This window comes from Streptomyces atroolivaceus (assembly GCF_000717025.1).
GTDB lineage: Bacteria > Actinomycetota > Actinomycetes > Streptomycetales > Streptomycetaceae > Streptomyces > Streptomyces atroolivaceus.
On the sequence record NZ_JNXG01000001.1, the window covers coordinates 505,734 to 523,811 of the forward strand.

An 18,078-nucleotide genomic window follows, 5' to 3' on the forward strand; every position below is an offset into this window, starting at 1 on the left:
TCAGACGTTCCATCCCTTCTCGGCCTCGGACCCGTTGCGCGGGTCCTCGTGGCGGGCGATGTCCTGTTCGTGGGACTGGCGGAACAGCGGGCCCATGTCCTCGGCGACCGCGACCGCGCTCATGACGGCGCCGAAGATGTCGTTGAAGCCGTCCGCGACGTCCTTCTCCAGCGGGAACTCGCTGTCGGCGCGCTCGGCCAGGACTCGCATCACGTTCGCCACGCTCGTGAGCGCGGCCGGGAGCCCTTCGACCATGGCCAGGATCTCCATGGCGTTCTCGGGGTCGTACTGACCAGCGGCGGATTCCATCTCGGCCGCGTACTCCTCGAACCGGAAACCAGACACGTTCTCTCCCTCATCCGGGGTGGTGGTGGGTGCTGCCGGCGTCGGACCCTCGGGCCGCTCGACCGTGTCGCTGATCTGCCCGTTGTTCTCTGCGGCCTCCTGGTCGGCGGTGGCTTCGTCGTCCTGCAGGGCGGCGACTATCGCGTCGTCCCGCTCCTCGCGCTGTTCCTCGGCGGTACGGGTGAGGCGGGCGTAGAGGCGGCGCCCGGGGTACTGGAGCCAGGCCCAACCGAGCTTCCGGCCCAACGGGGTGGAGACCATCCCGATGAGCCCGAGGGCTCCGGCGAGCAGGGCGGCGAACAGGCGCCGTCCCTGGAACCGGGCGGCGGACCGCCACAGCGCCTTGCGCGCCTTCTTCCTGGCCGGGGCCTTACGCACGCCGTCGCGCCGTGCGGCGACCTGCCCGGCGGCCCGCTGGTCGCGGGCCTGGCGGTTGCGCTCGATCGCCCTGCCCCTGGCCGCACCGACCCGACCCGCGGCCCTGCTCACCGACCGGCCGACCGGCCCCTTGCGGTCCATGGACGCCGACCGGGCCGCCGTCCTGGCACCCCGGCGGGCATCCGCCAGAGAGCGACGCGCCCCGGTGGTCTCGGACCGGCGGCCCGACCGGGACGAGGGCGACGTGCGGGCCGACTCGCGCAGCGCCCTGACCTGCCCCACACGGCCCCCCGACTTCCCCGGGGCAGCCCCGGCGGAAGCGTGCTTGGCCGACGTCTCACGCAGGCTGGTCGGCCTGCTCTTCCGGTGGCTCGACTTGCCGGAGCCGAGCAGCGAACCGGCGGCGCCGCGGCCGGACTTACCCCGGCCGCGACCTGCGCTCTTACTGGTGCCGGCGCTCCCGTTACGGCCCTGACCCGGCGCCCGACCTGACCCGCCGTGACGGACGCTCCGGCCAGCCGATCCGGTACCGGTCGTGGAGCGGGACGTGCGGCCGGTGGTCCTGTGGGGCTTCTTCTTGTCGCGGTGCTTGCGGGTCGCTGCTGCCGTGCCGAGCACGACGGCGCCTGTGGCGGCGACGGCCAGGGCGGCCGGGCCTCCGACGAGGGCTGCGGCAGCGAGGAGGGAGGTGGTGGCGTTGGTGCCGGTCACCGCGAGCGGGACGACCGGCCAGCCGCCCGGGGTGTGCTCCACCCCGGCATCGGCCGGCGCGGGCTTCGGCTCGGGCGTGGGGGGCGGGGTGTCCGGTGCGGCCTCGGGGGCCACTACCGGGGTGATGGTGGTGTCGGTCATGCTGAGTGCACTCCTTCACGGAGTAAGGGGCCCGGCGTGATCTGTGGTGGAGAGGGCCGGGCCCTGCGAACTTTCAGGCGGCGCACTGTTCTTCGGGGTAGGCGCAGGTCACGCACATGCCGAGCGAAGTCGGGATGCGGTATCCGGCGTCCTGGTGGCAGTTCGGGCAGACCTGCTGGGCGGCGTTCGCCTTGGCCAGTGCCGCCCACCGGGCCGGGGTCATCGGCCGGACGGGCTTGGCCCGGTCGACGCGGTAGAGGTAGGCGACCAGCGGGCCGCGGCGCCTGCGCGGGCGCTCGAGCACGGCGGCGACGTCCTGCCCGCCCGGCCGCAACCCCTGGGCCCGGAGCTGACGGAAGGTTGCGTAGCCGGGCGGCGCGAGGCGCCACCGGTAGACCGGCACCGTGCTCACTGGTGCGCGCCTTCAAGCCTCCGGGCTGCCGACTCTTCTCGGAGTTCCTGGTAGCGGCTGGAGATCCAGCCGATCGACCAGCCGGTCAGCTCGGCCGCGGCGCGTACCGACAGTTCGGCTTGGAACGCGGCTCGGGCGGTGGCCCGGGCCTGCTCTTCGGGCTGCTTCCCGGTGGCGGGGCCGGCCGCGAGGAGCGCGGCGCGTTCACGCTCGGCCCGCTCCTGGCGCTCGTCCTCGTCCCGTCGTGCACGCTCCTCGCGCTCACGACGCTCAGCCGCGCGACGCTGGGCACCCTCTCGTTCGAGGCGTTCACGCTCGGCCTGCTGCTGTTCACGCTCTCGTTCACGGCGTTCACGAACCTCACGCTCGGCACGCTCCCGAGCCTCGGCCCGCTCACGCTCCTCACGCCGCGCCGCCTCCTCCCGCGCTGTCTGTTCACGGGCGAGGAGCGCTTCGTGCTCACGCTGCTCCCGCACCAACTGGGCGGCGTGCTCGCGCTCCTCGCGGGCGCGCCGCTCGGCTGCCTCGCGACGTTCGGTGGCGGCTTGCTCGCGTTCAGCCTGCTCGGCTTTCTGTCGGGCTTCCTGCGCGACTTGGGCGGCGGTGATGGCGTGACGGTAGGCGAGCCCGGTTTCCGCAGTGACGATGAGCAGGAGGGGTGCGACCGCGTGCACGGCTACCCCGACCAGCTCTTTCTTCAAAGCGGAGTCGGCCACGTTCAGGGCCAGGGTCATGCAGCCGGTCATCCATCGCAGGACCACCGGCCACCTGCCCCCGTGCCCGCCGAGGCGGGCCAGGACCGCATCGAGGCGGACCACGATCACGACCGCGGCGTCCACCACCAGGGGCAGAATCGGCGCGGTCCACTTCCATCCGTCCGGGGTGTGTCGCGCCATGAGCGGGGTCACCGTGAGGATGGAGAAGAGCATGGCCCCGGCCACGATCAGCCACGTACCGACCGACAGCGCCTTCTCCGCTGAACGGATCTGAACACTGTTCACGGCGCGCCCCCGTCCAGTGAACGCACCTGAACCGAAGCCAGCAGGCGCACCGGCGACGTGTCGTCGTCCGGCCTCTCGCTGTACTCCGTCCACTCCCACTCGGCCCCGTCCGTGAACACGAACCCGAGGTCGGTAAGCGCCCGTGAACGCTCGTCCACCGTGGGCACCTGAACGGCCCGGCCGAAGGAGTGCTCCGGCCACTGCGACACCGGAACACCCATCAGTGCCACGTACAGGCACCACCGGCCGCCACGGATGGAGACCTGCGCGGTGTGCTCGCTCATGCGGCCGCCGCCAGCCCGGTACGGGTACCCGTCGCGGGCTGGCGGCGGCCCGTACGGCGCGGACGCCGGCCGTGCGGCTGCGTCATCAGCGGGAGCGTCCGCAGCAGGCTCGCGGCGTAGGCCGCGGTCTCCGGGTCGTCCTCCCACAGGTCCGCGAGGACCTCGTGGGCGACGTCCAGCCGCGCCGCCCGCTCCATCGCGGACTCCGTGGCCGAACCGGTGAACAGTTCCAGGTCGATGCCCAGAGCCAGCTCGATGAACTCGGTCGCGGTAACAGGCTCGCGACCAGCAACGATGTTTTTCATGGGTCGTTTTCTCCTCGCGTGGTGGGACGGCCCGAAGTGAGGCCCCGGTGTGTCCGCACCGGGGCCTCGTGCCGTCTGGGGTCGTTCGTGGGCTACGAGCGACCGCGGCGGCCCGACACCGCAGCCCGCCGGTAGGGCGGGCTGCGGTGTCGGGCACCGTGAGCGCTGGTGCTTCGGTTCTCCTGATGTCGCACGGCGCTGCTCATTCCGGGGAGATCCGAAATCCCGGAAGTCGTCGCAGTCTCGAAGGTGTGCCGTGCGGTTCTTAGAGCCGATGGCGTTCCCCGGTCAGGGGGTGTGGGCCCCGGTGTGAAGGGGGCCGGTTCTCGATCGGCTGGTCTCCACTCGCCTCGGCCGGAACGGTCACGGCCGCCGTACTGCGGTGGATCACGCTGTGGAGTTGTAGGCGCGACACACTTGGGAACCGAATTCCCATCTGGTGCGCACCAACAGAATGGCATCTGGTGCGCACCAGATGCAACCTTTGGTGCTGAGTCGGTGTCGGTGCGTGTCTCAAGAGAACGGCCAAAGGTGGGTGCCTCGGTAGCCAACTGGGGTTAACCTCAGAGGTGTTAACCGGCTTTCACCTGCGCTTTTCGGAGGCGACGTGACTAACGGGCTGAAGATCGCCAGGATCGGGCGCGGGTGGTCGCAAGACCGGTTGGTCTACGAGATTCGACGCTTCGCAGAGCAACGACTGTTAGACGTCGCTTCGGCCGCGAGCCTCAAGACGTACGTGTCGGAGTGGGAGAACGGGCGCCGCACCGTGACGGACCGGTACGCATCGATCCTCCGGCCGCTCCTGGGGGTCACGGACAGCGAGCTGCGCGGCGTGGCCGACATCGAGGAGTTGCAGGCCGACGGCTACGCGGACCTGCTAAGTCGAATCGATGCCGCGGGCAGTCTTAGCGAGTCCCTGATCCCGTCGTTCCTGGCTCAGACCGAGCTGCTTCGCACAATGGACCGTCAGATGGGCGCCGCGGGCTTGGTGGACCAGATGGCCGGCCACCTGGCGGCTATGGAAGACGCGCTTACTTTCGCGGTGCTGCCTGGCGTGCGGAAGCCCATCGCCGCCGCCCTCGCGGGGGCGTCCACTCTGGCCGCATGGCAGGCGCTCGACAGCGGTGCCGTGGACAGGGCTTGGCGAAGGTATGAGGTAGCCAAGAAGGCGGCTCAGGACGCTGACTCTCCGCTCTACCTGGCCCATGCCATGGGTGAGCAGGCGTACGTCCTCGCTGAGGCCGGCCGTCCCAAGCTAGCAATTGAGCTGGCAAGAGAGGCGCAACGCGTGCACCCAGAGCGTCAGTCGCCGCGACTGCGGGCGTGGCTTGCCGCCACAGAGGCTGAGCTGTGCGCGACCGCCGGATACGAGTCAGAGGCACGGGCGGCCCTCGATCGGGCGACATCCTTGCTGCCCGATGATGGGGAGCTACGTGACACGGACATGCTGAGCATCTTCCTCAACACGGATCACTTGGCGCGGTGGCGCGGCAACGTTCTTGTGAAGCTGGGGGACGCCTCTGCCATGGAGGAGTTGTACACCTCGTTGACTGGCACGGATGCGTCGTTCGTCCGCGCCAATTCCGGGCTGCACTGTGATCTCACCCAGGCGCATCTGGCCCGGGGAGAGCTAGAAGACGCGAGGGTGCATCTGCAGCGGGCGAGGATGCTGGCGAACCGCACAGGTTCCGTGCGGTATCGCCGACGTGTGGAGCTTCTTACTGGGCGCCTCTAGGGCGGGCCGCCAGGATGTGGAGCAGCGCTACGAGCGTGCCGGATCCCATGAGCTTGCCCTCGGACATCAGCCGCGGAATGTCATCAAGGGGCACCCAGGCGACTTCCCCCGCTTCTTCCGCGTCGGTGGGGTCGCCCACCTTCTCAGCACCCCGAGCGATGAAGATCTCGTGAGGGGAGTCCACCATGCCGATCATCGGCTGATAGCTCACAACGTGTTCGACGGGCCCCGGGCGCCAACCCGTCTCCTCTTCCGTCTCGCGGACAGCTGTGGCGGCCGCATCCTCACCGGCGTCCACGATGCCCCCGGGGAGCTCCCATCCCCACTGCTGCGGTACGAAGCGGTACCGCCACAGCATGAGTACGCGGTCTTGCTCGTCGATCACGGCCGTGACGGCCACGCGAAAGAGCCGGACAACGTGATGCTCGAAGCGCTCCACCCCGGGCGGCTCCACGTCGACGAGATCCAAAGTGACCCAGGGATTCTCGTAGACGGCGCGGGAGCCATGGATCTTCCAGGGTTCACCCTCGGTCGGCGTGGGCGCGGTGCCGCCGCCGAGAACCCGATAGGAGCTGCGGTCATGGGCCTTGATGAAGTGCTCGCCAACGAGTCGCGCCAATACCTGACGCAGCGCCGTGCGCCCGATTCCAAGCTCGGCACTCAGCGCCCGCTCAGACGGCAGCTTGTCGCCGGCGCTGTATCGGCCCGACTCGATCCAGGTTCGAATCGTCTCGTAGACCCTCTGCGTCTTGGGTCCCATCCTCAGCGCACTCTCCCGGGTCGTTGTCTGGTGACCGTCAGCGTATCGGTGGAGTAGAACGGATGCCTCGGCCATGCGGCACTCTCTCTTCCAGGCATTGCACGTCTCGGACGGTGGATGTTGACGGGGCGCCGCTCCCGGCCGCGAGCATGGTGGGCTCCCATCTCACCCTGTCCACCGGTCGACCCGGGTAGAGCCGAGCAGACGTGTGGGTTGAGAACCGCCGGGAGGGGAGCAGGAGAGGGTGGTCGCTTGGGGCAGACGTGATGACGGAAAGTCAGGAAGTCAGATCGAGAATGCTCTGCGCTTCGATCTCACCGGCACGATCCAGGGCTTACGCGCAGCGTAGTGTTGACAAACCCCCGCACGTGATCCCCCGGTCATTTAGTATCAATGCCAATCGGCATCAACTGGCAATGGGGATTAACTGTGGGCGAGAGCGAGCTTCTCACTTTTCCGGACTACGTTACGGAGTCTTCCTCCGAGTTTCATAAGCAGCATGTGTCCGATATGTTGCTTTTTAGTGCGAGTGAACTTCTGGCTAATCATCATGAAAAATTCTTTCTCTCGCCGCGCGGGGAATTCAACCAAAGCGGTTTCGATCCCGAAGCTTTGCGCAGGCATCTTTCTAAGACGATGGCTTACCGGGAGCAGATTAATGAGACGCGAGCGACTCGCGCAGAAGTGGCGATCGTCAGAACGGTTGAAAACTTTCTTTGCTACATTACCGATGTTCTGACCGAAGCTATGATCGCATGTCCTCAACTACTGAAGTCGCAAGAGCAGGTCACGATGGCTGACGTTCTTGAGCATTCTTCCATCGAGGAATTTGTTCACTGGGCTGCTGAACAACACGTCGCACGACTTTCATTCAAGGGGCTATCGGAAATCGCTGAGTACATCGCGAAACGCCTAGGCTTGCCGGTGCATACGAATCGTGACGACTGGGAGACAGTTAAGCGAGCCGTGGCAATTCGCAACCTAATCGTTCATCGCAGATCCCGAATTGACGAGCGCTTCATTCGGAGCATGGCGAGCTTTGGTGTGTCACTAGTTGCGGGTGAACGCTACGTGTCTCCCCCATCCATGCTCCCAGAAGTAATGAAATGCACGAAACGAATTGTAGGTGACTTCGACTTGCGCGTTGCGAAAAAATTCAATGTGCCGCTATTTGACATTAACGAGGTTTCTTGGTTCGCGGCACCTACGGGCCCCAAAGTGCTCAAGGAAGTCCCATTGGTGGATAAGGGCACCTCTGAGACGGAGGCGGAATAGGTTCGTCGCGACCACCTGAGGCGCTTCATGCACCAAGCCACCGCCAGCGCGATGAGGGGGGCGATCGCATGGCCCACACGTGGCGTTGATCGCAGCGAGGGCCGGCCACATGGCCAGGCGTGGGCCATGTGCGGGCCAAGCTTTATGTCGGGGAAGACCCCCTGAATGTAAGTGCAGGTCAGCGCGGTGTTAGTTGTCTGGGCTGCACGGTCTTGAAAACCGTCGTGGCAGCGATGTCACCGTGGGTTCAAATCCCACACCCACCGCGGGCGAGAGGCCCCTGACCATTACGTATGGTCGGGGGCCTTTGCCATGCCCGTATCCCGTCGGGCACCGCTGTTCCCCCTGGTTTCCCGCTCGTTCGGGCACGGAAGGGGCACGCGGGGGGCACGGCTGGGCCACGGCGTTGGAGCGGCCGGGGTCAGCTCGTCAGCGGCTGATCGGGATCTCGTAGACGATCTCGCAGTGCGCTGCGGGCACCACGATGTCCGCCGTCTCCACGGGGCGGCCCTCGTCGCTGTAGTACGTCCGCCGGATGTGCGTCACGAGTGCGGCTTTCTGGATGCCGAGTAGCGATGCTTCCTCGGCGGTCGCGTGCCGTGGTTCGGGCTGCTCCACCGCGTGGCTGACGGTGACTCCGATCGCGGCCATGCGGTTCACGACACCTGCCCCGGCGTGCGGCCCTCCCTCGGGGAGGACGACGAGTGTGCCAGCGGTGAGGTCGTAGGGCTCCCAGCTGGTCGAAAGCTGCACCGGCCTGCCGTCCGCCAGGAACTCGTACGTCGTCTTCACGCACAGCTCGCCCTCGGCCACCCCGAGCCGCGCCGCGATCTCCGCCGGGGCCGGCACCTTCGCGTCGGTCCGGCTCTCCCAGTCGCCCTGTCTGCCGAGCGCCTTCATGTCCTGGCGGAACGGAGCTCCGCCAGGCTGCTCGCGCGCCGTTGACCGGACGACCCGTACTCGCTGCCGGGGCTCGGCGACGTATGTACCCGATCCGGCGCGGCCTTCCAGCACGCCCTGGGAGATCAGCAGCTCCTGTGCCCGGCGCACCACGTTCTCGCCCACGCCGCACTCCTGGCCGATCTGGGCGCGGGAGGGGAGGCGTTCCCCCGGCCCCCAGACGTGCTCCGCAATGCGCCGCCGGAGTTCGTCGGCGATGCGGAGATACGGCGGTTGCTCAGACATATGGAAAATCTAGTCCACTAGCCCTAATCTAGTTAACTAGCTTCACTGAAAGTGATCGCTGGTGACGGAGGCTGCGCTGTGTCCGCTTCGGGAGAGACCGCGGCGGCTATCGCCGCCCGCTTGTCTGCCGCTGGCCTCCGCCCGCGCGTGGAGGAGCACACCCAGTTCACGACGGTCGAGGCAGAAGTACCGGACACGCTCTCCGCCGATTCATGGCGGGAGGTCCTGGATGCGGTGGCCGTGGCCGATCGATTCGGGCTCCTGGCCACCAGCTTGCACGGCCGCACCTTATGGGCGGTCGTACGTAAAACGGTCCCCACGACAGGCGACGTCGGGGGACCGGGCTATCAGCGATAGGAGCTGAACAGCATGCTCAACCGTATCCGCCATGCCATCTCACGCACCAGAGTGCGGTGCTTCCCTAAGGGCCGGCATCGCCGCCCCTTAACGCCCTCGCGGCCGCTGGCTCCTCTCACCTTCCCTGTGCCCGCTGACGCTTCGACCGTCGCCCTGGGTCGGGCTTCGGCCGGCGCGGTCCACCGTTACCCGCTGAGGGGTGAGGACGTCGCGCTTGTCCGTCCGTACCTGCTGGCGTGGGAAGAGCGAGTCCGGACGCGCACAGTGCTCGTCGCCCCCCATCTGCCGGCCGACGCCTGGTCGGCCCTCGCGGGGGCCCACTGATGCCACCTCGCCGACAACCACACCCCACGGGCGCAGCTCCCGTCCCGTACCGCTCGATCGCGTGCTGGATCGGCACACACCACTCCTGCATCGAGCCCTCCCCGGCTCTGGCACCGACTGACGTACCGGTGATCTATGAGGTGTGTGACTGCCCGTGCCACTCGATGCCAGACTCGTCGGTGCACGTGGAGGTGACGGCGTGAGGGACCGAGCCCTCGTCGGTGCGCTGGCCTCCCCCGTCGAGGTCACCGCGGCAACCGTGCAGCGCGGCGACATCATCCAACTCGGCGGCCGAGCCTGCCAGGTGAGCGACCTCTTCCAGCTCCCCCAGGGGGCCAAGCAACTGGTCTTCGAGTCGGGCGAACTACTGGCCCTACACGCCCGCACCCGGCTCATCGCCCTGCGTCTCCGGAGAAGGCGGTGACCGGCTCAGTGCCTCGACGCCACCACGACATCGCTGACGACCTACGCCACCAGATCACGACGGGCAGCATCAAGCCTGGCGAACGCCTCCCGTCCGAAGCCGGTCTGGCCGCCAGGTACAGGGTCAGCACGGTGACCCTGCGACGCGCTCTCGCCCTGCTCCAGGGCGAAGGACTCGTCGAGAAGATCCACGGCAAGGGCAACTTTGTTCGTCGCCCACGTCGCAAGATCATGTACGTCGGAGGCTGGGGCACGCTGGACCCCTGGACCGCGGCTGAGCCAACGCTGCGCATCACGGTTCGCAGCACCACGGTTCCGGCCTCCGTGCACCTGACGACGCTGCTGAAGGTGCCAACGGGCAGCCCTCTCGCGGAGTACACCTGCCTCAGCCTCGAACACGGGTCACCGCAGGGCCTGGCCCGTATCTACATCCCGCGCGACCTGGCCCCCGCCGGAGCCCTCGACGACGACTCCGTGTGCCGGGAGGCAGCCACGCGATTCGCCGTCCTCGGCCCGTCGCCGGCCACCATCCGAGAGACGGTCTCCGCCCGCTCTCCCACCCCAGACGAAGCGTCGGCCCTCCGCATCGGAAACAACATGGCCGTTCTCGCGATCACGCGCATCGCCACCGACACCAACGGCCGCGTCGTAGAAGCCGCGCTCCTGGCCTTTCCGGGAGACCGAGTCGACGCCGCCTTCACCGCCCACCACGTGCTCAACGAGAGGCCAACCCAAGGATGACAACACCGAACGAACTTCGACTCCTCCTGTGGGTCGGGCCCCGGGGGCAGGCCCTGCTACCTGAGCACTGGCGACCCGGAGAGCTACATGTCCCGCCTTGCCGATGGCATGGAAGCGGTCCAACTCGGAGCGGCAAACGAACTGCTGGAAGAGGCCTCAGAAGCTCTCGATAACCAGGACACGTCGCTCGACGAGATGCGGTGCCTGGTGACAGAGCTGACCGGGGCTCTGCGGGACGTCTTCCGCATCGCAACGAGCCGCGGTCACCTCCGCAACGGGCGAACCGCGTGAGTCCGCCTATTGATCCAGGGTCCCGCCGACCGGCATAGCAAGAGAGGCCCGTGGCTCTGACCAGATCAGATGCCATGGGCTTCTGGCTTTGTCCGCCGACTTCGCCTACCTCGGACGGCCTGAGGACCCCTTCGTCCCGAAGGAGGTTTAGCCGCTGACCCAGTCGGCATGGATCGTGTTCTCCCTCGTCAGGTGGGTGGTCCCGCTTGGTTTCACGCCGCATGGCAGGGGCTCGGCTCCCAAACGCTCCTTGTCCCGCTCGGGCGAGGGCCTTCCGCTGCCAACCGTGCGGCGGTCTCTTACTGGACCCGACATCATGTGTGACCGAGCCAGTGACGTCTCGGCTCTCGCTGAGTGACTCGTTGACACCGACCTGTGATGTATCTGCGCCTTATGAAATGTGGAGATTTGGCGTAGGTTCTTGCTCTCCTGCCCCGGCGACCGATCTGGCGATAATTGGTCGGTCTGTCAGTGGATGCGTCTACAGTCCGTGGCAGGGTGACGGTGTGGTGCGTGACACATCGTCGATGCATATGGTGATCGACGTTTCAGGAGCCATGCCGGTGCGGCGTTGGCAGCGGTGCGTTGCTGTGTCAGCAGCGGGGGCGGGGTAGGCGTGGCGACGAATCGTGACCGTTGGATTCCCGACGAGTGTCTGGTTCGCGAGGTCGACGAGCTCTTCGACCGGGCGATCAACTCGTATCGTGCGAACTCGAACCTGATTGCGGAGCATGCCAATCAGGAGGAGTCCATCCGAGTCGGCGGATACTCGAACCGCACGCTGTTGGAGCTGGTGCAGAACGCGGCCGATGCGATGTCGGGAGCCGTCGAGCACGAGGAGGGGGCCGGGCGGGTCGAGATCGTCCTCGACCTCAACCGTCAGACCCTGTACTGCGCGAACGCCGGCCGTCCGTTCTCGCGCAACGGTCTCACCACTCTCTCCCACGCGCACCTCAGCGGTAAGAGAGGCGAGGAGATCGGGCGGTTCGGACTCGGGTTCAAGTCGGTGCTCGCGGTCACCGACGCTCCGCAGGTGTTCAGCCGGTCGATCGCCTTCGAGTTCAACTCTCCCAAGGCGAAGGCGGCCCTCGCGGCGATCGCCCCCGCATCCAAGAGGCTGCCGGTCCTAAGAACCCTGACGCGGATCGATGCCGACGTCGAGTTCGCCGAGGACCCGATCCTGGCCGAGCTGGCGGAGTGGGCGGTGACGATCGTCAGACTGCCGCATGCGTCGAGGTTGGAGAACCTCCGGAGGGAGATCGAGGAGTTCCGCTCCGAGTTCCTCCTCTTCGTCAACTCGGTGCGCGAGGTCCGGCTCCGGGTCGTCGGCGCCGACGCCGACTTCGTGACGAGCCACGTGTCGCGTGACCTCGGTGACGGTAGGTTCCGCATCGAGCGTCCCGACGGTGACCACGAGGAGTGGTACGTCGAAAATCGGATGCACGCACCCAGCCCCGAGGCTCGGACCGAGGTCGGTGAAGCGGTGTCGCGTGACCGGATGAAGGTCACCGTCGCCATGCCGGCACGGTTCGCCCAACTGAAGACGGGCGGGTTCTGGTCGTATTTCCCGCTCCAGGACAGGACGTCGGCGTCCGCCCTCTTCAACGCCCCTTGGAGCGTGAACGACGACCGCACCACGCTGCTCGCGAACACGTACAACCGGGAGATCCTCGTGACTCTCTCCGGGATGTTCCTCGACATGTTGCCGAAGGTCTCGTCCTTCGACGATCCTGCAGCGCACTTGGACTACATGCCTGCACGTGGTCGCGAGACCCACTCGTTCGGCGATGAGATCCTCTGCGTTCATATCCCGCAGCTCGGATGCGAGAGGGCTCTGATCCCCGATGCTGCAGGTGCACTGCGCACGCCGCCGGAGCTCCGTCCTCTCGACTTCCGCGTCAGCGAGGCGTCCGAGCGCGACCACGAAGAGTGGATCAAGTCGCCCCACACCAGTGGCGATGTGCCGCACTGGCGTTGCTACGCCAACAATCAGCGTATGACGCGTCTGCGGACGCTTTACGTGTGCAGTGTCTCCTCCGCCTTCGTCGACTCGCGGCCGAGGGATGAGGCGAAGGCGCTGGAGAAAGTACCCAAGAGAGGCGTCCTGTCGTGGCTGCGCGAGTGGGCGGAGGGGGCCGACGCGGCCACTGCCGCGAGAGCGTTCGACTTCGTGCTGCGGAATCCCAGAGTCGACGGCATCGGCTCCGCGAAGGTCATACCCACGACCGACGGCATGAAGTCCGTCAAGGATCGCGGTCAGGTCTTCCTCCATCGCGTGGAGGGCATCGAGGTCGAAGGGTCGTGCTTCGTCGATCCGGATTTTCTAGCCGTTCCCGGCGTCGAGAAGAAGCTCGGTGACAGGGGCTTCCGGGACCTGGACCCGCTCGCGAAGTTCGAGGCCAGGATGGCCAAGCTGTCGCCGGAGTCGGAGGATGACGAGCTTCCGAAGTTCTGGGACGCGGCCGTCGACGTGCCCATAGCGCAGGCGCAGAAGGTCGTGGCGGGCAACAAGGCAGGTGCCCTCAAGGTTCCGACACGCGACGGTGGCTGGGCGTCACCCGAGTACGTACTGGACATCGACGGCCTCGGTGACGGCATTGCCGACCGAGTGCTGGACAGGACGAAGTGCGTTCCCCAGATCGCCCATGCAGCAGGCGTCATCACAGAACCTGTGGCTTCGTACTCGGTCGAAGAGGAGGTCCATTTCGACGACTACTGCCAGTACGTCCTGGATGAGCTGAACCGGAGGTTGGGGCCCGGGGAGCGCCACGTCGAAGAGGTCGAGTTCGACAAGGGCGACGGCCCGGGCCCGTTCTCGGCGCTCCTCATGCTGAAGGAGGCGGAGGCGCCTGAGGGCATCCGCGAACACTGGACGGAGAGGCTACTCAGGCTCGACGAGACGGGTCACTGGCTCTGCACGGACGTCGACACGGGGCTCACCCACCGAGTCGCTTCCCCCGTGCGATGGGCGGTGGACCAGGCTGGCCTGCTGAAGTCGAGCCGCGGTTACCGGGCTCCCGGTCACGTCGTCTCCGCGTCGCTCGTCGAGTACGAGGCCCTGCTGCCTCTCTTCTGCGGACCGCGCCACGTCGAAGACGCCCTGGCACTACCGAAGGGGCTGGACGAGGTTCCGGCGGAAGTCATGCGCGGAGCGCTCCGATCGGAGGTCCTCAAGCCGATCAAGAACGGGGCCCTGACGGGGTTCGTCCTCACTGCCGGCAGGACCGCATTCCCGGACGGGCGTCCGGCACTCATCCCCGCCAGGGTTGGACGCGTCATCGAGGCGAGGCGACCCGACGCGGTGTACTTGGCGACGACCGAAGAAGAACGCGCGTTCCTCAGCATGAGGCAGAAGCCGTACCTCAAGGCGGACCCCGACGAAGCGGAGCTGCTCGTCGAGGAGGTCGGATGTCGTCGGTTCGAGGACAGCTTCTCCTTCTCGCTGCTGGTCGACGGCCGGCAGGGCGAGGAGCGCGTCATCGACGTGTACGCCGGGCTGCGTTCGACCTTCGTCGAGGACAAGGTCGTGAACGCGACCGTGGCGAAGGCCGTCCAAATCACGAAGCGCGTGACCACCGAGGACGGCGTCGAGGACCAGACGCTCGAGTGGCATCTCGAGGGGCTGACTCTTGTGGTCCATGCCGACCTCGACGAAGAGCGCGTTCTGCAGATCGCCAACGGCGCGTTCGACCTGCGTCTGTCGAACGCCGAGCTGAGCGACATCCTCCGAGCACGTGCAGACCAACGTCTGGAAAAACAGCGGCAAGCCGCCCGGGCCGCAACCGGTGATGCGGAGCGCCTGGAGATCTTCTTCGGCGACGACACGCTGAAGGAGTGCCTGCCGAAGGGGCTCTGGCAGGCACTCGAAGGGCAGGCCCTGGTGGACGACTCCACGTCCGTTGCGGAGCTCTTCCTGACGGTCTACGGCAGCGACTCGATCAGATTCCTCAAAGATCAATTCAGCGTCGAGGGGTACACGGACGTTCCCACGGCGTGGTCGGGGGGAGCGTCGACCGTTGCCTGGCTCCGGAAGATGGGATTCGGCACGCAGTATGCCGGACGCCGCGGTCGGCACCAGGACGAGGAGTTCGTCGTGCCCGGTGCCGTGAGGCTCAACCCTCTGCACGATTTCCAGAAGGAGATCAGCCGGGAGCTAAAGGAGGTTCTGACGTCCCGGGAAGCGGACGGGCGCGCACGCAAGGGCATGGTGGAACTACCGACGGGAGCCGGAAAAACTCGCGTCGCCACCGAAACCGTGCTGCGCCTCTTTGTCGACGGCGACATGAGCGGAACCGTGATCTGGATCGCGCAGTCGGAGGAGCTCTGCGAGCAGGCGGTGCAGACGTTCGAGACCGTCTGGCGATGGCTCGGCGACGAGCGTCCGTTGACCATCGGCAGGCTCTGGAACTCCAACGTGGTCCACGAGCCCGACACCGAGTTCAGCGTGGTCGTGGCCACCGACGCCAAGCTCGACAGGGTTGCCGACACCCCCGAGTACGAGTGGCTCAGTCGCGCGTCCGCGGTGTTCATCGACGAGGCGCACCGGGCGGGCGGGTCGAAGATGTACACGAAGATCCTCAGATGGCTCGGAGTCGACGGCCGTAGCTGGGAGCGGCCTCTGGTGGGCGTCTCGGCCACCCCGTTCAAGGGGAAGAGCGACGTCGTCACCAAGCCGACGGAGGAGCTGGCGGCCCGCTTCGGCCACAACATCATGAGGGCCTTCGGAGGCAACGCCTACGAGGAGCTGTCGAAGAGGGGCGTCCTCGCGCGGGTTCGACACGAGGTGCTGAAGGGCGTGGACGTCGCGCTGAAGCCGGACGAACTCGAGCAGGTGCAGTCGTGGCGCAAACTCGAGCCCAAGGTTCTCGACCGCATCGGGCGGGACCAGGCCCGCATGCGGATCCTCGTGGAGGACATTCTTCGCCGGGACCCGGAATGGCCGATCCTCGTGTTCACTCCGAACGTCCTGTCCGCCCAGGTCCTCGCCGCCACGCTTCGTTACCGGCAGGTCGCGGCCGAGGCGGTCAGCGGCCAGACCGGACGGCAGGCACGCCGTGACGTAATCGAGAAGTTCAAGAAGGGGGAGATCCGGGTCCTGGCCAACTGCGATCTGTTGATCCAGGGCTTCGACGCACCGGGTGTCCGGGCCCTGTACATCGCGAGGCCGACGTTCAGCCCCAGCGCGTACATCCAGATGGCCGGCCGCGGACTGCGCGGCCCCGCGAACGGCGGCAAACCGGAGTGCCTCATCGTGGACGTCGCCGACAACTTCGGGGCGGTCAACGATTTCCTCGGATACCGCGCCTACGAAGACCTCTGGCGAAAGCAGGGAGCATGATCCTGGTACCGGATCTCGCCGACGTCGAGACGACGACCACCAGCAACGCCGAACGGCGGGTGGCGCGACTGCTGCGGGCGATCGACGAGCCCCACGGGGCGGTCGCCTTCCACTCGGTGAAGCTGCGGAGTCATGCGGTCAAGCAGCAGGGGGAAGCCGACTTCGTCGTGCTCTGGGACGGTGTCGTCGTCATCGTCGAGGTCAAGGGCGGGGGCGTCAGGAAGTACGACGGCGTCTGGTACTCCATCGACCGCCACGGTGACTGGAAGAAGCTGCGCGAGTCCCCGATGGACCAGGCGCAGTCGGCGATGTACGCGTTGCGCGACATTCTTCAGGAGGAAGGCGTCGGTTGGGTCGCGACCGAGGCCGTCGCCCTCACCCCCGACATCGACGCGCCTCCGGCTGCGGTCGAGTGGAAGGGGAGCCACTGGTGGGCCAGGGACCAGATGACCATCGCGGCGATGACGGAAGCCTTCGAGAAGGTCGCCGGTGAGGCCAGGACCGCACCCTTCGGAGTCAGGATCGCTCGGCCCGAGACCCTGCGGGCGCGCCTTTTCGGCGAGTTCACGCGGATGCCCGTGATTGATGCACAGCGGGGCGCCGTCCTGGAGGAGCAGAACCGGGCGACCGAGGGGCAGGCAAGGGTCCTGGCCGCGCTCTCCCGAAACCCGAGGATGCTCGTCTTCGGCGGTGCGGGCACCGGAAAGTCCCTGGTGCTGGTGGAAGGCGCAAAGCAGGAGGCGGGCGAGGGAAAGTCGGTTCTCATCACCTTCCACTCACCCGCCCTCGTCGACTTCTTCGGCCCGCGGATCGAGGGCAGAGACATCGATCTTCTTCCGTTCGCGGACTTGTCAGGTGACAAGCAGTACGACGTCGTCTTCGTCGACGAGGCGCAGGACCTTATGAACGCCGAGGGTATGGACGCACTGGACTCCGTGATCCGCGGAGGTCGCGAGGGCGGTCGATGGAGGATGTTCCTGGATCCGAACAACCAGGCGCGCGTCGACGGCGAATTCGACCCGGATGTCTGTGAGCTGGTCCAGCAGGAGGCGCTCCAGTACGACCTGGACCGGAACGTCCGCAACACCCGGGCGATCGTCCACGTCGTGCAGGAATACCTGGGCGCCGACGTCGGAGACCCGGGCATCGTCCACGGTGACCGAGTGGAATGGCGGTGGTCCGATGGGACGGCCGACGTCGACGCGGCGGAATCCGTGGCCCGGGACCTCGTCTCGGGCGGCGTTCGTCGTCAAGACATCTGGATCATCAACGTCTCCCAGGGCGCCGAGCCTTATAGAAGCGAGGCCGGGTTCCTCGTGACGAACCCGCGGTTCGCCAAGGGGCTGGAAGCAGAGCACGTCATCGTCTGCGGCCTGCCCCGTGAGTACGACGATCGGGGCCTGGCCGCCTTCTACGTGGCAGTCACGAGGGCGCGGGTCACACTCCACGTGATCGCGTCCAAAGAGGACAAGAAGCGGCTCCAGGCTCTTCTTCGAAAGCAGGTCTGCAAGTGAACCTCACCGTGGCTCAGAGGAAGGCCCTGGAACACCTTCGAGAGTCCTACGTAGGGCCCGAGGCGGGGGACGACGAGGTCACGACGAACCTGCCTCACCGGCAGTACGCCGTCGGCATGCTGTTCCCGGTCGAGGCCGGGAATCGAGGGACTCACGGCGGTGGAGACACGGACGAAGACGTTTCCGCCGACGTCCCGGACGGCGAGGTGGAGGAGAACGGCGCCGGGGTCCCCCTGGCAGAGGACTGGAGGCCCTCGTCCGTCGCGATCTCCTTTGTCACCGACGGCGATTCCATCGGCGTCGACTTCTCGTGCGGCACGTACGCCATCGTCGACGGGGACGGGCCACCCGGATGGCGGCGTACTCCCTTCTCCGCTGGCGTCATCGAGCTCCGGCGGGAGAAGAAGATCGAACGCCTGTCCGTGGGGGGTGTTTCGGTCGAGGTCGGATCGCGCTGGCGCGTGTTCGGGGGAAACTCGTTGGTCACCGTCCATGTACGGGTTCTGACCGAGTCCACGGGCGACGACCGTCTCGACATCCCCGGGATGCTGTTCCAGG

The 18,078-nt window shown here is 66.8% G+C and carries 14 protein-coding genes, 1 tRNA gene and 1 pseudogene; 9 read left to right on the forward strand and 7 right to left on the reverse strand.

Going from position 1 to position 18,078, the window contains the following annotated elements; translation table 11 throughout:
- From OO67_RS02250 to OO67_RS02270, 5 genes are all read right to left on the reverse strand, one after another.
- Positions 1-1,575 (reverse strand): hypothetical protein, encoded by a 1,575-nt coding sequence (locus tag OO67_RS02250; RefSeq protein ID WP_033296843.1) that lies wholly within the window; start codon positions 1,573-1,575, stop codon positions 1-3.
- Positions 1,576-1,648: 73 nt separating this feature from the next.
- The gene (locus OO67_RS02255) at positions 1,649-1,987 is read right to left on the reverse strand and encodes an RRQRL motif-containing zinc-binding protein (protein WP_033296844.1); all 339 of its coding nucleotides are present in this window, start codon (positions 1,985-1,987) and stop codon (positions 1,649-1,651) included.
- The gene (locus tag OO67_RS02260) at positions 1,984-2,988 is read right to left on the reverse strand and encodes a hypothetical protein (RefSeq protein WP_033296845.1); all 1,005 of its coding nucleotides are present in this window, start codon (positions 2,986-2,988) and stop codon (positions 1,984-1,986) included. Before OO67_RS02260 ends, OO67_RS02255 begins: the two co-directional genes overlap by 4 nt.
- Positions 2,985-3,272 carry a DUF6303 family protein gene (locus OO67_RS02265; RefSeq protein WP_033296846.1) on the reverse strand — a complete coding sequence of 96 codons (288 nt, stop codon included), beginning with the start codon at positions 3,270-3,272 and terminating at the stop codon, positions 2,985-2,987. Before OO67_RS02265 ends, OO67_RS02260 begins: the two co-directional genes overlap by 4 nt.
- Positions 3,269-3,577: a hypothetical protein gene (locus OO67_RS02270; protein ID WP_033296847.1), complete on the reverse strand. Its 309-nt coding sequence runs from the start codon at positions 3,575-3,577 to the stop codon at positions 3,269-3,271. Before OO67_RS02270 ends, OO67_RS02265 begins: the two co-directional genes overlap by 4 nt.
- A gap of 607 nt (positions 3,578-4,184) precedes the next feature.
- On the opposite strand from OO67_RS02270, the gene OO67_RS02275 reads away from it, so the two are divergent.
- Positions 4,185-5,312, forward strand: coding sequence for an NsdA family TPR-like regulatory protein (locus OO67_RS02275; protein ID WP_063746128.1), 1,128 nt, complete (start codon positions 4,185-4,187; stop codon positions 5,310-5,312).
- Here OO67_RS02275 and OO67_RS02280 read toward each other — a convergent pair.
- On the reverse strand, positions 5,296-6,072 hold the full coding sequence (locus tag OO67_RS02280) for an NUDIX domain-containing protein (protein ID WP_078597601.1): 777 nt from the start codon (positions 6,070-6,072) through the stop codon (positions 5,296-5,298). The two genes, OO67_RS02275 and OO67_RS02280, sit on opposite strands and share 17 nt — an antisense overlap.
- A 393-nt stretch (positions 6,073-6,465) precedes the next feature.
- Here OO67_RS02280 and OO67_RS38510 point away from each other — a divergent pair, with 393 nt between their 5' ends.
- Positions 6,466-7,347 carry a hypothetical protein gene (locus tag OO67_RS38510; RefSeq protein WP_157841644.1) on the forward strand — a complete coding sequence of 294 codons (882 nt, stop codon included), beginning with the start codon at positions 6,466-6,468 and terminating at the stop codon, positions 7,345-7,347.
- A 183-nt stretch (positions 7,348-7,530) separates the two neighbouring features.
- Positions 7,531-7,615, forward strand: a tRNA-OTHER gene (locus OO67_RS38515).
- A 161-nt stretch (positions 7,616-7,776) separates the two neighbouring features.
- Here OO67_RS38515 and OO67_RS02290 read toward each other — a convergent pair.
- A complete protein-coding gene (locus OO67_RS02290) occupies positions 7,777-8,532 on the reverse strand; it encodes a GntR family transcriptional regulator (RefSeq protein ID WP_033296848.1) in 756 nt (251 codons plus the stop codon).
- Between the two features lie 78 nt (positions 8,533-8,610).
- On the opposite strand from OO67_RS02290, the gene OO67_RS39500 reads away from it, so the two are divergent.
- The 6 genes and pseudogenes from OO67_RS39500 (at position 8,611) to OO67_RS02320 (ending at position 17,520) form a co-directional block, all read left to right on the forward strand.
- The gene (locus OO67_RS39500) at positions 8,611-8,889 is read left to right on the forward strand and encodes a hypothetical protein (protein ID WP_033296849.1); all 279 of its coding nucleotides are present in this window, start codon (positions 8,611-8,613) and stop codon (positions 8,887-8,889) included.
- 523 nt (positions 8,890-9,412) lie between these two features.
- Positions 9,413-9,637, forward strand: coding sequence for a hypothetical protein (locus tag OO67_RS02300; protein ID WP_033296850.1), 225 nt, complete (start codon positions 9,413-9,415; stop codon positions 9,635-9,637).
- Positions 9,634-10,377: a GntR family transcriptional regulator gene (locus tag OO67_RS02305; RefSeq protein ID WP_033296851.1), complete on the forward strand. Its 744-nt coding sequence runs from the start codon at positions 9,634-9,636 to the stop codon at positions 10,375-10,377. Before OO67_RS02300 ends, OO67_RS02305 begins: the two co-directional genes overlap by 4 nt.
- A pseudogene (locus tag OO67_RS02310) lies at positions 10,374-10,681 on the forward strand (hypothetical protein). Before OO67_RS02305 ends, OO67_RS02310 begins: the two are co-directional and overlap by 4 nt.
- A 603-nt stretch (positions 10,682-11,284) precedes the next feature.
- Entirely contained in the window at positions 11,285-16,006 is a 4,722-nt protein-coding gene (locus OO67_RS02315; RefSeq protein WP_033296852.1) for a DEAD/DEAH box helicase, read from the forward strand.
- Positions 16,003-17,520: a nuclease-related domain-containing DEAD/DEAH box helicase gene (locus OO67_RS02320; protein ID WP_033296853.1), complete on the forward strand. Its 1,518-nt coding sequence runs from the start codon at positions 16,003-16,005 to the stop codon at positions 17,518-17,520. The genes OO67_RS02315 and OO67_RS02320 overlap by 4 nt, the downstream gene beginning before the upstream one ends.
- Positions 17,521-18,078: the final 558 nt, after the last annotated feature.